This is a genomic window from Acinetobacter lwoffii (assembly GCF_024129115.1).
GTDB classification, from domain to species: domain Bacteria; phylum Pseudomonadota; class Gammaproteobacteria; order Pseudomonadales; family Moraxellaceae; genus Acinetobacter; species Acinetobacter lwoffii_T.
The window spans coordinates 26,842-41,776 of sequence record NZ_JAMXXO010000022.1 but is presented as its reverse complement, the minus strand read 5'-3'; the positions used below and the strand labels follow the sequence as shown (position 1 = coordinate 41,776).

Sequence of the window (14,935 nt, the reverse complement as noted above, 5' to 3'; positions counted from 1 at the left end):
AATTATCAAAGTTCTGTTGCTTTAGCCTGTATATTTTTATGGCTACCTTTATAGGGTTAATTATGAACAGTAAATGTCAACAGACCCTAATAAAAAAAATTTATCTTTTGATCAATATTTATTTAATCGCCTCTATTGCTTGAATCGAATACTATACATATCAACTTTATAGGCATGAATGACGTATGGCTGACAGTCAATTTTCCAAAGCTCTTATTTTTATGCTGATTGGCTCCGCCATCATTTTGGCACTGTCACTGGGTGTACGTCATGCCTTTGGTCTGTATCTGGTACCGATGAGCGAAGAGTTTGGCTGGGGTCATAATGTTTTTAGTCTGGCCATTGCCATGCAAAACCTGATCTGGGGTGCAGTTCAACCGATTACCGGGGCATTTGCTGATAAATATGGCAGCAAGATTGTGGTAGCTGTAGGCGGAGCCTTATATGCAATTGGTCTACTCTTGATGGCAGTTAGCTCGACCGGATTATTGCTTAATCTAAGTGTGGGTCTGATTCTGGGTCTCGCCCTGTCTGCCACCTCATTTCCGGTCTTATTGTCTGCGGTCGGGCGTGCCGCCCCACCAGAAAAGCGCAGTTTGGCAATGGGAATTGCCAGTGCGGCCGGGTCTTTTGGTCAGTTTATCATGCTGCCTTCAACCCTGCTGCTATTACAGAATGTTGGCTGGTCAGCGGCGCTGGTGGTCAGTGCCATTTTAATTGCACTGATTGTGCCATTGGCCTGGATGCTGAAAGCACCGATGTATGTTCATCCCAACGCGGCCGCTACCCCCAATAAAGTCTCACTCAATTTTAAACAGATTCTGGTGGTAGTGAAAAATCATAAACCGTTCTGGTTTCTAGCCATGGGCTTTTTTGTTTGTGGTTTTCAGGTCGTTTTTATTGGCATCCACCTGCCGGGCTATCTGATTGATCATGGCTTTAATGCCACAACCGGTACGATTTTCTTAGCCTTAGTGGGTCTGTTTAATGTGCTAGGCACCTATACCGCCGGCTGGCTCGGTGGAAAATATTCCAAACCGCATCTGCTAATGGGATTATATGCCTTGCGTGGAATTGCGATTATTGCCTTTCTCATGCTGCCTCTCAGCACATGGACAGTCTATAGCTTTGGTGTCATTATGGGGTTACTCTGGTTATCGACCGTTCCGCTGACCAATGGCATTGTAGCGAATATGTTCGGGGTGAAATATCTGACCATGCTCAGTGGCATTGTGTTCTTTACTCATCAGGTTGGCTCGTTTTTCGGTGGCTGGCTCGGTGGAGTCAACCATGATTTGAGCGGCAATTATAATGCGGTGTGGATGCTATCAATTGTCCTCAGCATTTTTGGCGTACTGGTGCATTTCTGGGTCAATGAGGAGCAAATCGTCCATGACTGATTCTCTACTGAAACTCAAACTTTCGATTGTGGTGGCAATCCTGCTTTTACTGGCTTTGTCGATTGGCCTGTGGTTACAAACCCCTCAGCTGTTTGAATATTTTAATCAGGCTTTCTGCGCACACTAAACTGTCGAAATATCCTCAGCAGAAAATGCGCAATCCATCGCACAATAAGTTAAATGTTTCAAAATCAACTGAATAGTAAAAATAACAGATTATTCATAAACTTATCATTTCTTTTGATTTTATTTCAGTCTGGAATTTTCTTAGATTTTGATCAATAAGAAAATTCTGAGACTTGATAATGACCAGCTTAACCCAACTTTCACAAGCGATTCATGATGCTCCACGCTGGCATCAGCAAGATCAATTTCAACATCCGGATGAAATCAAGATTGTACCGCAAACCGGTCAGGCCTTAGGTGCAGTGGTCTATGGCTTGGATGCCCGTAAAGTCCAATCATCCAAAACCATTTTAAAGTTAAAACAGGCGCTGGCCGAGCATCTGATTTTGATCTTTAAGCAGCAAAGTCTGGATGATTTACAATACTTGGCGTTTTCAACTTATTTCGGTTCCATTTTCCGCCCAGGTGCAGATACACCGGTACTGGCTGCGCAGTCGGATAGCGGCATTCCACCCGATGTCGTGCCGGTGTCCAATGCCGTCGGTCAGGGAGATTACACTGGGCATGGTGAACTAACTCCACATGCCGATCATCAATGGACACCATTACCCTCTTTTGGCTCCCTTCTGTATGCAATTGAACTGCCTCAGGACGGCGGACAGACCAGCTGGATCAACACCATTAAAGCCTATGATGCACTCGATGAAGCAACCAAGGTAGAGATCGATCAGCTACAACTGATTACTTACAACCCTTTCGTGCGCCGTCAAAAAACCAGAGATCAGACTGATGATCAAGGTTATGGTTCAAGCCCATTGTATCGTTTTAAAGATCAACCGATTTTAAGCCATGCTTATCCACATCCACTGGTGCGCACTCATCCTGAATCCGGCCGTAAAGCGCTTTGGCTAAACACCCATACCGAAGTCGAGCTGGTCAATTATGATGATCAGGCTGGCAGTCAACTGATCGCCAAATTACGTGAGCATATTTCGAAACCTGAATTCGCTTATGAACATCACTGGGAAATTGGCGATATCGTGTTCTGGGATAATCAGGTGACCTTACACTCACGCCGTCCATTCCCGGCAGATCAGCGCCGTTTATTGAAACGCATCAGTCTGGCGGGTAGCCGTCCGTTTTAATAATAAAAACGAGAATAACGAGAAAGGTAGAGCTAGTTTAACCCTTCAAAAATTACGATTCATCATGTCGATCTTCCACCATTGAGACTTTGACCGCCTCAATGGTTTTTTATTTTTTCAAACAATCAACATCCTTGGTTCTGAATATAAATATGGAAGTAAATCCTTTAACAAAACAAAGTGCCTGTTTACTTTTCCTCACCTAATCTGCCTAGTGTATTTTCCTTTTTCTGCTTAGCGTATTAGAAAATCAGCAATAAACCTATGGAAAGAGGAAACGACAATGAATCAGCTTCAATTTTCAGATTGTGTTCAAACCTGTATGAACTGTTCCCTGGCATGCGCTAACTGTGCCAGTGCCTGTCTTAAAGAAGAAGATTTAGACATGATGCGGGAATGTATCCAGCGCTGTCTGGATTGTGCAGATATCTGTCAGCTGTGTGCCCGTATGGAACAAAAGCAGTCTCCATTCATGCATGAGATATGTGAACTTTGCGCCAAAGCATGTGACTACTGTGCAGAAGAATGTGGCAAGCACCAACATGAACATTGTCAGCAATGTGCCGAAGCATGCCGCCGCTGTGCTGAAGAATGCCGAAAAATGGCGGCTTAAAAATTCGATTTGATCAACTTGACTGACTTAATCACTTCCAATAAAAAAACCGCAAGTGAAGACTTGCGGTTTTTCTGTCTAAGTCAAATATCTCACTTAGAATAAACGGTTCATACCATTCAGTGTGGCTACACGATACGCTTCAGCCATAGTCGGATAGTTAAACGTGGTTTCTACGAAGTACTTGATGGTATTGTTCGGGCTGTTCATGACTGCCTGACCAATATGGATAATTTCAGAGGCATTATTACCGAAGCAATGTACACCCAAAACTTCCAGTGTTTCACGATGGAACAGAATCTTTAATTCGCCCATAGTATCTCCGGTAATCTGTGCACGTGCCAAATGACGGAATGATGCCTGACCGACTTCATACGGAATCTTTTCTTCAGTCAGCTGCTGTTCAGTCTTACCAATCGAAGAAATCTCAGGAATGGTGTAAATCCCGGTTGGAATATCAGTCACCGGCGCAACGTCTTTCTCGCCGCTCATATTGGCACCCGCGCAACGACCTTGGTCATAGGCAGCAGAGGCTAGTGAAGGCCAACCGATTACATCACCGGCAGCGTAGATATTTTCTACTTCAGTCTGATATTGATCATTCACAGTCAATTGACCACGGCTGTTCGGTTTCAGGCCGACATTTTCAAGGCCTAGACCATCGGTATTGCCTGAACGGCCATTACACCACAAAATCGCGTCGGCTTTAATTTTCTTGCCGCTTTGCGTGTGCATCACCACATGGTCGTCAAATGTTTCTAAAAAGTCGATCTGTTCATTATGACGAATCAGCACACCCTGTTCACGCAAGTGATAAGACAGCGCATCAGAGATTTCATCATCCAGATAGCTTAAAAGTTTGTGTTGGGTGTTGATCAGGTCAACTTTATGTCCCAAACCAATAAAGATCGAGGCATATTCACAACCGATTACACCTGCGCCATAAATGATGATTTTCTGGATGGAATAGTCCAGATCCAGAATTTTGTCTGAATCAAATACACGTGGATGATTAAAATCAAGAATGTCTGGACGATATGGACGCGAGCCGCTGGCAATGACCAGTTGCTTGAACATCAGCGTTTCTTTAATGCCATCTGGGTTAAATACAAAAATGGTATTTTGATCCTGAATGTAGGCACGACCATGATAAATATCAATTTTATTGCGGTCGTAGAAACGTGAATGTGTATCTACTTGTTGTTGAATAACTTTATGTGCATGACGCAACACTTGCTTCATGGTGAACTGCTTCCAGTCCCCAACTTTTTGAAACAGTGGATCACGTTGATAACGGATAATACTGGATACTGTTTGACGCAATGCTTTACTTGGAATCGTACCGACATGGGTACAGTTACCACCCAGCTGTTCACGCATCTCAACGATTGCAACACGCTTACCAGATTTGGCAAGTTTCATTGCCGCGCCTTCGCCCGCAGGGCCCGAACCTAGAACTACCGCATCATATTTAACGAAAGTCCCACTAACGACCTCTTTTTTACGTGGCATTCAACGCTCCTCAAAATTAAAAAATTCACTTTAATCTACACTCTTATTATGACGTAAATCCTGTTGATTTGGTGTATTTAACTCACATATATTGCTTGATAAGAACATTTTTTAAATGAATACCCCTTTTTGCCCTATTTAGAACGAAGTCCGTTATAATAACTGCGCTATCTTTGAGTATCTCTCCCTTCAAAAACAGTGGAAAAGTTGAATATGTCTGAAAACCGTAAACCTGAACAGGGCGTCAAACTTCGCGGTGCGGAAAAAGTTGCCCGCATTCCTGTAAAAGTTGTTCCTACGGTTGAAACGCCACGTAAGCCGGACTGGATCCGGGTGAAAATGGCGGCACCTGAAGAAGTTCAACGTATTAAAACCACACTACGTCAGCAAAAATTACATACGGTGTGCGAAGAAGCCGCCTGTCCAAACCTGCCTGAATGTTTTGGTGGCGGTACTGCGACTTTCATGATTATGGGCGATATCTGTACCCGTCGTTGTCCGTTCTGTGATGTGGCTCATGGCCGTCCAAATGCACTCGATGCAGATGAACCGCGTCATATGGCAGAAACTATTGCCAACCTGGGTTTGAAATATGCGGTAATCACTTCGGTAGACCGTGATGATTTACTGGATGGCGGTGCACAGCATTTTGTCGATTGTATTAAAGAAGCACGTGCTCTAAGCCCAAATACCTTACTCGAAATTCTGGTGCCGGACTTCCGTGGCCGTATGGATATCGCGCTGCGTATCATGACTGAATGTCCGCCAGATGTGTTTAACCACAATATCGAAACTGTACCGCGTTTATATAAAGCCATGCGTCCAGGTTCTGACTATCAGCACTCTTTAAACCTGCTGAAAATGTTTAAAGAATACTGCCCGGACGTACCAACTAAATGTGGTCTGATGGTCGGTATTGGTGAAACTGAAGAAGAAGTGCTGGCCCTGCTTGATGATCTGCATGCGCATGGCGTAGATTATGTGACGATTGGTCAGTATTTGCAGCCTTCAAAAGAACATGCAGCGATTGACCGCTTTGTAACACCTGAAGAATTCGAGCGTTATACCGAACATGGCCAAAAACTGGGCTTCCGCAATATCTGGGCAGCACCAATGGTTCGTTCAAGCTACTTTGCCGACCGCCAATACTACGGCGAACCAGTTCCAGCAGTGCGCCGTAAAGTTGACCCTGCCAAAAAAATTGCAGTTCAGGCCATTGAAGCTTAATCCTGTTTAAATAAATGAAATAAAAGCCCTCTCAAGTAGAGGGCTTTTTAATATCCATAATTGAAATTTTACTCAGCGTTAAACGCCATTTTTTATTTTAGATAAGATTAAGTCATTACTTATCTTCACATTTCTTTGCGCGTTCTCACTTGAAGACTGAGCATTTTTCAAACAATCTCAAAAATAGATGAAAGATTTAAAAATATCGTTGCAAGACTTGAAAACGATCATTCTCACACGTGCAATGCTGAACCTGTCCGATCCTCAAGCGACAAAAAAAATGAATGAACTGTGACAAAAATTCTATGAGATCTCGGCACAGGCAGCGTTGTATAAATCTGGAGAACTATAACAATGCTATTTATATTTGCTGTACTACTGCTATTACTTAGTTTATGGGCGGTTTTCTATTTTCAGCTCTCCCGTAGCGCGGGTGCAATTGCACTAATTGTCATGTCAGTAGTCTGTGCCTTTATTAGCCCATGGTCACTTATTCTCGGCATTCCGCTGATCCTGATTAGCCTTGTGGTGATGATCCACCCTTTACGTATGTCGTTCATTTCTAAACCGGCCTATAAAGCACTGGCCAATGCCATGCCGAGTATCAGCCCGACAGAACGTGAAGCGCTGGATTCCGGAACTAGCTGGTGGGAAAAAGAGCTGTTTATGGGTGCACCGAATTGGGAAACCTTTAACAGTTATCCTTATCCAAAGCTGTCGCTAGAAGAACAGGCCTTTCTGGACAATGAAGTTGAAACCTTGTGCAGCATGCTGGATGAATGGGAAATTCATGAGCAAAAAGCGCTGCCTGATCATGTCTGGCAATATATTAAGGAACATGGTTTCTTGGGCCTGATTATTCCCAAAGAATACGGCGGTCGTGCCTTTAGCTCCTTTGCCCAAAGTCGGGTGATGAGCAAGATTGCTTCGCGATCTCTGACCACAGCCGTGAGTTGTATGGTACCGAACTCACTCGGACCAGGCGAGCTGTTACTGCATTATGGTACCGAAGAACAGAAAGACCGTTATCTGCCGGGTCTGGCGCGAGGCGAAGAAATTCCCTGTTTCGGTTTGACCAGTCCGGAGGCCGGTTCCGATGCTGGTGCGATTCCTGATACCGGTGTAGTCTGCTATGGCCAGTTTGAAGGTCAGGAAGTACTCGGTCTGAGAATGAATTTTTCCAAACGCTGGATTACTTTGGCACCAATTGCGACAGTGGTGGGTCTGGCCTTTAAAATGTATGATCCGGATCATCTTTTGGGTGAACAGACTGAATATGGCATTACCTGTGCCCTGCTTCCTGCCAGTCATGAAGGCGTAATAGTGGGACCACGACATAACCCGGGACCGCCATTCATGAATGGAACAGTGGAAGGTAAAGATGTCTTTATTCCACTGGACTGGATTATTGGTGGCGTAAAAAATGCCGGTAAAGGATGGCGCATGCTGATGGAATGTTTGGCAGTCGGTCGTGGCATTTCCCTACCAGCGCTGTCTACTTCTACTTCAGAAATGACTTATTTAAATGTGGGTGCTTTCTCTCGTATTCGTCAGCAATTCAAGATTTCAGTTGGTAAGTTTGAGGGTGTTCAGGAAGCCAATAGTGAAATCGCCAGTGACACCTATATGCTGGAAGCCTTCCGTTATCTGGTCACCTGTGGTCTGAATCAGGGTGGCAAGCCTGCCGTAATGACGGCGATTGCCAAATACTATGCAACTGAAGGCATGCGTAAAGTGGTCAATCACGGCATGGATGTGGTCGGTGGTCGTGCCATTCAGATGGGGCCGCGTAACTTTCTGGCACCTTACTATCAGGCAATTCCAGTCTCCATTACCGTCGAAGGCGCCAATATTCTCAGTCGTTCCTTGATGATTTTTGGACAGGGTTCAATGCGCTGCCATCCTTATCTATATGAAGAATTACAGCTCTTACAGGCAGAAGACTCGGCAGCGGCTCTAAATCCTTTTGATAACTTGCTGTTTAAGCATTTGGGTTACACCTTTAACCGGACTGCTCGCTCCTTTGCCTATGCCTTTACAGGTGGCTCAAGTGCTGCGCCGCAAAGTGCGGTTGATTTCACCCAGCCTTATTATAAGATCATTAATCGGCTGAGTGCCAACTTTGCTTTAACTGCGGATATGTGCCTAGGTTTACTCGCAGGGGATATCAAACGTAAGGAAATGCTTTCGGGTCGTCTGGCCGATATTCATGCACATCTGTTTATTGCTTCCTCAATTCTGAAATATTTTGAGCATAGCAAAAAGACTGAAGATGAGCGTTTACATGCACAGCTTGCGGTAGAAAAGTCTCTGTATACAGCGCAAGAAGCATTTTTTGACCTGTTTGCTAACTTTCCATCAGGTGCAGCAGCAGGCATGGTCAAACTGCTATGTTTCCCATTTGGCCGTCCGGTACAGAAACCATCAGACCAGCTGAAACAACAGGTAGCAAACAGCATGATGGAAAATAATGCTTTCCGGCAGTCACTCAAAAAACATGTCTACTATAATATTAATGAAAATGATGTCACTGGCCGTATGGAATCTACTTTCAATCTGCTACTCGAGATTGAAAAACTCTGGGATCGCTTTAAAAAAGCTGAAAATAAAGGACAATTTAAAGGACTCAGTTTTGCTGAGCATGTAGCCGATGCACAGCTACAAGGCTTTATTAATGATCAGGAAGCAGAAAAATTGCTGCACTATAATGCGCGCCGTTATGACAGCATGTTGACCGATGTCTTTGATCTGCATTTGAATGAGGTATTAGAGCTTGAGAATCCGTATCTCATCAAGGAAGATGTCAAAGGAACAGATACTTCAGTGCAAACTGATCCTTCACATTCAGTATCACCTTAAATAAAACTTGAATTTAAGGTGTCATAAAAATTCCAGAGTGAAGTCATTTTATTACTTTACTCTGGAAGCTTTACAAGTGGCTTTTCAGCCCTTTTTTACGATTATGGCACGATAGTATTTTAGCTTAAAAGCGTTAAGCTAAAGCAATAATAAAACTGAGGATAAAGCATGTCACAACAAGATTATGAAAATGGCTTGAAAGTCCGTACCGAAGTAATGGGCGAAAGCTTTGTGCAGCGTGCTCAGGAAAATACTGTGCCTTTTACCCAGCCTCTACAGGACTGGATTAATGAACATGCCTGGGGTTCGACCTGGCAACGTGAAGGTGTATTACCGCGTAAGTATCGTTCTTTAATTACCATTGCCTTCCTAACCGCGCAAAAAAGTCCCACTGAACTAAAAGGTCATGTGCGAGGTGCCCTAAATAACGGCGCAACGGTTGAGGAAATTCAGGAAGTGTTGTTGCATAGCCTGCCTTACTGCGGTGCACCGGCAACCCAGGAAGCCTTTCGTGCCGCGCTTGAAGTCATTCAGGAATATGAAACGAATCAGTAGAATTAAAAGATGAATATAGACTGTAAATTTCTGAAGCCTAGGAAGGTTTAACATTAGCTTAAGCTATTTAAATTAATAATCAATAAGAAAGCCGAGAGTTATTAAATTCTCGGCTTTTCATATTTTTGATAATAAAATCTGTCGTTATGGATTTAATTCAAAATAATGGTTTTTCTATGAATAGCAATTTATAAGAAAGACTCTAACCCCTTAATTCAATCTGTGTACGTTGTTCTAAGCCTTGCACCGCAGCGGAGAAATCCAACTGGCTGGCCTGTGGCTTGGCAATCTGCTGGAACTGTTGTTGCACCAATGACATCACTGATAAATCCAATTGCTGCTGTTGCACTAGTTCCAAAGCAATACCAATATCTTTCTGCAATAAATCCAGCGCAAAGGTTTTATGAAACTCACGGCTTAAAACCCGCTGTGCCATGATATTTTCTGACATGCTGCTTTTACCACTGGAATGATTAATACAGTTCAACGCACTGCTTAAATCAACTCCCTGCCCTTTCAGCACAGTCAGCCCTTCAGCCAATGCCCATAAGTGAGTCGCCATTAAGGTATTATTCACGGCTTTTACCGCAAAACCAGAACCGCTTTCTCCCACATATTCAATCAAACCTGCAAAGGCATCAATGATCGGCTTGACTTGTTCAAAGGCTTGTTCATTGCCTCCGACCATCATAGTTAAAGTGCCTTTTTCTGCGCCAACGGTTTGGCCAGAAACCGGTGCATCCAGATAAAAACTGCTTTGTTGCTCCAAGAGCTTCGCCAGTTTCTGTGCTGATTCCGGTACACCACTGGTACAGTCAATCCAGATTGCACCTTGTTTGGGTGGATGAGCTGCAATTAATGCTTCTACATCCTGACTGGTCGGTAAACAGGAAAAGATAAAATCTGCCTGAACCGCCTGCTCAATACCAACTGCCTGCGTTACAAAAGTTTCGGCATGCGCTACAGCTTTCTGTTCAGTACGGTTCCAGACCCACACCTGATGTCCGAGTTTTGGCAAATGGGAGGCCATATGCCAGCCCATTGCCCCGAGTCCTAAAAATGCAATTGTATGACTCAAAAAATGCTCCTCATTTTAAACGACTGGCTTAGCCTCAACTTCGGTTACAGTTTCAGCTGGTTCAGATGCTGGTAATTCTTTATCTTCACCACGGTTCAGGAATAGATTCAATAGAATTGCGGCTAAGGTTGCGGTACCAATACCACCCAGATCAAAACCACCGATCTGCAAGCTATAGTTCCCTGTACCCATGATCAGACAGACTGCACCAATAATCAGCGTACTGTTCTTGGTGAAATCAACACGGTTATCTACCCAAATTTTCGCACCAGCCACCGTAATCAGACCAAATACGACAATCGATGCACCACCCAATAAAGCCACTGGAATGGTACTGATCACTGCGCCAAATTTAGGCGAAAGTCCGAGTAAAATTGCGAAGATACCAGCAAAGACAAATACAGTGGTTGCATAAACTCTGGTGACTGCCATTACACCGATATTTTCGGCATAAGTGGTCATGCCTGTACCACCGACAGAAGCTGACAATGAAGTACACACCCCATCAGCAAAGAAACCGCGTCCCATATACGGTGACAGGTTTTTACCGGTCATCGCAGAGACTGCCTTAAAGTGTCCCAGATTTTCTGCAACCAAGATAATTGCCACTGGTGCAATCATTAGCATGGCATTTATTTCAAAGACCGGACTCTGGAAATTTGGCAAACCAAACCATGCGGCTTCACTGACCTTGGTAAAATCAATCGCAGGTCCGAAGCCCATCACATTGGTGAAAAGGAAATAAATCAGGTAGGAAGATAATAAGCCCAATAACAATAATAGACGGCGTACCATCCCGCGGGTAAACACAGCAATCACACTGATACAGATAATCGTGATTAAAGCCATCCACGAATCAAACTGGTTCGCTGAAACACTCTTAATTGCGACTGGCGCCAGGTTCAAACCAATGATCATCACAATCACGCCTGTCACTACTGGCGGCATCAGTTTTTCAATCCAGTTGGTACCGGTTTTCATGACCAGCAGACCAATCAAGGCATAGACAATACCACAAGCAATGGTACCGCCAAGCGCCAGTCCGATATTAGGATTCGCACCAACTCCGGAATACCCCGTCACTGCGACGACCGCACCAATAAAGGCAAAGCTGGATCCCAGATAACTAGGCAATCGACCGCCCGTGATCAGGAAAAATAAAATGGTCCCAATCCCAGTAATGAAAATCGTGAGATTAGGATCAAACCCCATTAATAAGGGTGCCAGCACGGTTGCGCCAAACATGGCAAACACATGCTGCAACCCGAGAATAATACTTTTTCCAGCAGGCAGATATTCATCTGTTTGCACGGGTGTGGTATCGAGATTGCCTTGGTAAGGCTTAAATTTTGGAAACCACGTTTCTTTTTCTTGCATCGGCTTCCCCTCCTTGATTAGGATTGAATTGAATTAGCACATTTTGTGTGGCTCACAGTAAGAACGGTTGAAGTACATCAGCGCATTGCCTTGACTCTGGCACATCGCTTTCACCTCACAGAACAGCACGTCATGACTGCCTACGGATAAACATTGGACCACCTCGCAGTCAAAACTGACTAAGGCATCCTCAAGTACAGGTGACTGGGTCACCAAAGTTTTCCAGTTCCCCTGACTGAAACGCTCTGCCATTGGTGTTTTTCCACCAAACAGATTGGAAAGATGTTGTTGATGTGATGCCAAGGTATTCACACACAACACCTGATTCTTTTTAAAGGTTTCATAAACTGAAGCAGAACGGTTCAGACACACCAGCAACGTTGGTGGTGTATCCGTCACGCTACATACGGCTGAGGCAGTAAATCCTGCCTGTCCTGCCTCACCTTGCGTGGTAATGACATTGACTGCAGCCCCGAGATTGGACATGCCTTGACGGAAAATCTGCTGATCAACTTGGGTAAAGATGTCATCTGATGCGTTAGTCGCCAAAACCTTATTTAATGCGTTATTTTCTGCAACTGTTTCTGTGATGATTTTAGATAGTTTGGCATTCATGCTGTTCTCCCGCCCCCAAGTCAATATTCAGTTTCAGACCTGGGGCATCTAGTAATGAGATTGAATCAGGTAGATCGACTTATACATGGGCAATCGAAGCAATTTCGACCAGCGCATCAGGTTTGACCAAACCTGTCTGTACGCAATACCGTGCCGGCTTATCTCCCGGGAAATACTCTGCATAAACTGCATTAATCGCAGCATAATCTGCCCAGTCTTTGACAAAGACATGGTTAAAGGTCACGTCATCCATACTGCCGCCTGCTTCCTCAATCACACGCTTGATAGTTTCCAGAATATGACGGGTCTGTGCTGCGGCATCACCGACATCCACCACATTATTATTTTCATCAAAAGCTAATGTACCGGATACATACACGATATTGTCTGCCTTGGTTGCCGGTACATACGGTGCTAATGGTTTCGATGTTCCTGCTGGAATAATGATTTCTTTAGGCATACTATTTTTTCCTTAATTCTGTTCTTTAATTCTTTATGCGCTTACAGCTAATTTAGTTTCTTTTAGTGACTCACTTTCTTTTTGAAAGGTCTCTACAAAATTTTTGGTATCTGATACCCAGCCAAAGAAAGTCTTGATGTTATACAGACTGGCTTCATGCGCTTCGACTGGACCGGCCTGATGGCAGGCATCAGCAAGTGCGATACCAAAATATTCTAAGAAGAAGCCATCACGTAGTGTCGACTCCACACACACGTTGGTGGCAATCCCCACAAAGACCAGATTGCGAATTCCTCTTACACGCAACATGCTGTCCAGCGCGGTATTAAAGAAACCGCTATAACGTGGCTTTTCGATCACCAGGTCTTGTGGCAGTGGTTTTAACTCATCAATCAGCTCAAAATCCCAACCACCTTTTGCTAATAATTGCCCCTGTAATTCAGGACGTTTACGCATGGTCTTTAAGGCATTGGATTTATGGAAATTTGGAGAGTCCTTACCACCCGCTTCCTTATATTCTGCATCCCAGCCATTTTTGAAATAAATCACCTGAATACTGGCCGCATGCGCAGCATCGACTGCTTTTTTTATATTTTCGACCACGGGTTTGGTTTTTGAGATATCAAAACCAGCCAGATCCAGATAGCCACCCTGCGAGGTATAGGCATTCTGCATGTCGATCACAATCAGGGCAGTCTGTTCAGGTGCAAGGCAGATTGCTTCAGGCTCAGCTTTAAGCGATTTTCCGGTACCGAGTTTTTCAGTAAAACCGGCCCTTACCACTAATTCACTCATGCGCTTTTCTCCAGTACAGGTGCTTCACCCTCAATCACAATATGCTCACGGCATTTCATCAATGGCTGGATTTTCTGACCGAAATCTTCTACACCCTGAACGAAATCATCAAAGGTCAGCAACACACCTTCAGTGCCCTTGATCTCGCCAATTTCATCCAACATTCGTGCCACATTTTCATAAGAACCTACCAAGGTTCCCATATTGATATTCACTGGAGATACGCTAGACGCCATTTGACGGATATTGGTATCTGCACCGGAAGTCGTGTCTTTCCCGCCCTGATTCATCAACCAGTTAATCGCTTCCATATCTGCGCCATCGTTATAGTGTTGCCATTTCACTTGAGCTTCTTCATCAGTTTCTGCCGCGATGACCATAAACAGCACATAAGTCTGTACATCACGACCCGTCACATCTGTTTTTTCTTTTAGGCGATCATTAATTTCTGCATAAGCGGTCGGTGTATTCAGCCCTTTACCAAACACGAAGTTGTAGTCAGCATATTGCGCAGAAAACTCCAGACCGGCATCAGACTGACCAGCACAGATGATTTTCATGTCTGCTTGCGGGCGAGGGCTGACACGACAGTCTTCCATCTGGAAATGTTCGCCCTTAAAGTCTGACTTACCAGTCGCCCAAAGTTCACGCAGAATTTGTACATATTCAGACAGATATTCATAGCGTTTACCAAAATAGTCATTACCTGGCCACATACCCATTTGGGTATATTCAGGTGGTTGCCAGCCGGTCACCACATTTAGACCAAAACGACCATTTGAAATCGAATCAATAGTTGATACCATGCGCGCGACAATTGCAGGTGGCATCACCAGAGTTGCGGCAGTTGCGAAAATTTTAATTTTGCTGGTGACAGCAGCAAGACCTGCCATTAGGGTGAAAGTTTCCAGGTTATGTTCCCAAAATTCAGTCTTGCCACCAAAGCCACGCAGCTTGATCATAGAAAGTGCGAAATCGAAACCATAGTGCTCAGCGCGCTGTACGATTTGTTTGTTTAACTCAAAAGTCGGCATGTACTGCGGTGCATTTTCAGAGAGTAACCAGCCATTATTTCCGATTGGACAGAAGACACCTATTTTCATTTTCACACCTCATTATTTTTAACACTTATTCAAAATTCTGATTCCACTTCGGGAATTTTATTTACAAGAT

At 44.2% G+C, this 14,935-nt stretch carries 14 protein-coding genes; 7 read left to right on the top strand and 7 right to left on the bottom strand.

The window, feature by feature from the left end:
• Positions 1–185: 185 nt before the first annotated feature.
• From NI470_RS13550 to NI470_RS13540, 4 genes are all read left to right on the top strand, one after another.
• Complete coding sequence (locus NI470_RS13550; RefSeq protein ID WP_253148692.1) at positions 186–1,400, top strand: MFS transporter; 1,215 nt, start codon at positions 186–188, stop codon at positions 1,398–1,400.
• The gene (locus tag NI470_RS15795; RefSeq protein ID WP_004646503.1) at positions 1,393–1,527 is read left to right on the top strand and encodes a hypothetical protein; all 135 of its coding nucleotides are present in this window, start codon (positions 1,393–1,395) and stop codon (positions 1,525–1,527) included. Before NI470_RS13550 ends, NI470_RS15795 begins: the two co-directional genes overlap by 8 nt.
• Before the next feature lie 178 nt (positions 1,528–1,705).
• Positions 1,706–2,671: a TauD/TfdA dioxygenase family protein gene (locus NI470_RS13545; RefSeq protein ID WP_004646502.1), complete on the top strand. Its 966-nt coding sequence runs from the start codon at positions 1,706–1,708 to the stop codon at positions 2,669–2,671.
• Positions 2,672–2,954: 283 nt separating this feature from the next.
• Positions 2,955–3,284 (top strand): four-helix bundle copper-binding protein, encoded by a 330-nt coding sequence (locus NI470_RS13540; protein ID WP_195724927.1) that lies wholly within the window; start codon positions 2,955–2,957, stop codon positions 3,282–3,284.
• A 96-nt stretch (positions 3,285–3,380) separates the two neighbouring features.
• Here the strand turns inward: NI470_RS13540 and sthA are convergent, their stop codons facing one another.
• On the bottom strand, positions 3,381–4,796 hold the full coding sequence (sthA, locus tag NI470_RS13535; RefSeq protein WP_004646501.1) for a Si-specific NAD(P)(+) transhydrogenase: 1,416 nt from the start codon (positions 4,794–4,796) through the stop codon (positions 3,381–3,383).
• Between the two features lie 213 nt (positions 4,797–5,009).
• Between sthA and lipA the strand changes: the two genes are divergently transcribed.
• From lipA to NI470_RS13520, 3 genes are all read left to right on the top strand, one after another.
• The gene (lipA, locus tag NI470_RS13530; protein WP_005246834.1) at positions 5,010–6,023 is read left to right on the top strand and encodes a lipoyl synthase; all 1,014 of its coding nucleotides are present in this window, start codon (positions 5,010–5,012) and stop codon (positions 6,021–6,023) included.
• A gap of 354 nt (positions 6,024–6,377) precedes the next feature.
• Complete coding sequence (locus NI470_RS13525; RefSeq protein WP_253148690.1) at positions 6,378–8,882, top strand: acyl-CoA dehydrogenase; 2,505 nt, start codon at positions 6,378–6,380, stop codon at positions 8,880–8,882.
• Between the two features lie 168 nt (positions 8,883–9,050).
• Positions 9,051–9,437, top strand: coding sequence for a carboxymuconolactone decarboxylase family protein (locus NI470_RS13520; protein WP_253148688.1), 387 nt, complete (start codon positions 9,051–9,053; stop codon positions 9,435–9,437).
• Between the two features lie 202 nt (positions 9,438–9,639).
• Here NI470_RS13520 and NI470_RS13515 read toward each other — a convergent pair whose 3' ends face one another.
• The 6 genes from NI470_RS13515 to rutA all read right to left on the bottom strand — a co-directional run bounded on the left by NI470_RS13515 (position 9,640) and on the right by rutA (position 14,865).
• The gene (locus NI470_RS13515) at positions 9,640–10,479 is read right to left on the bottom strand and encodes an NAD(P)-dependent oxidoreductase (RefSeq protein ID WP_253099249.1); all 840 of its coding nucleotides are present in this window, start codon (positions 10,477–10,479) and stop codon (positions 9,640–9,642) included.
• Positions 10,480–10,530: 51 nt separating this feature from the next.
• Complete coding sequence (rutG, locus tag NI470_RS13510) at positions 10,531–11,892, bottom strand: pyrimidine utilization transport protein G (RefSeq protein ID WP_071851883.1); 1,362 nt, start codon at positions 11,890–11,892, stop codon at positions 10,531–10,533.
• 33 nt (positions 11,893–11,925) lie between these two features.
• Positions 11,926–12,441 (bottom strand): NADH-dependent FMN reductase RutF, encoded by a 516-nt coding sequence (gene rutF, locus NI470_RS13505; protein WP_373683632.1) that lies wholly within the window; start codon positions 12,439–12,441, stop codon positions 11,926–11,928.
• A gap of 145 nt (positions 12,442–12,586) precedes the next feature.
• Positions 12,587–12,967, bottom strand: a complete 381-nt coding sequence (gene rutC / locus NI470_RS13500) for a pyrimidine utilization protein C (RefSeq protein ID WP_253099184.1) — start codon at positions 12,965–12,967, stop codon at positions 12,587–12,589.
• 33 nt (positions 12,968–13,000) lie between these two features.
• Positions 13,001–13,762, bottom strand: a complete 762-nt coding sequence (rutB, locus tag NI470_RS13495; protein ID WP_253099182.1) for a pyrimidine utilization protein B — start codon at positions 13,760–13,762, stop codon at positions 13,001–13,003.
• The gene (gene rutA, locus NI470_RS13490; protein WP_253099180.1) at positions 13,759–14,865 is read right to left on the bottom strand and encodes a pyrimidine utilization protein A; all 1,107 of its coding nucleotides are present in this window, start codon (positions 14,863–14,865) and stop codon (positions 13,759–13,761) included. The genes rutB and rutA overlap by 4 nt, the downstream gene beginning before the upstream one ends.
• Positions 14,866–14,935 lie beyond the last annotated feature (70 nt).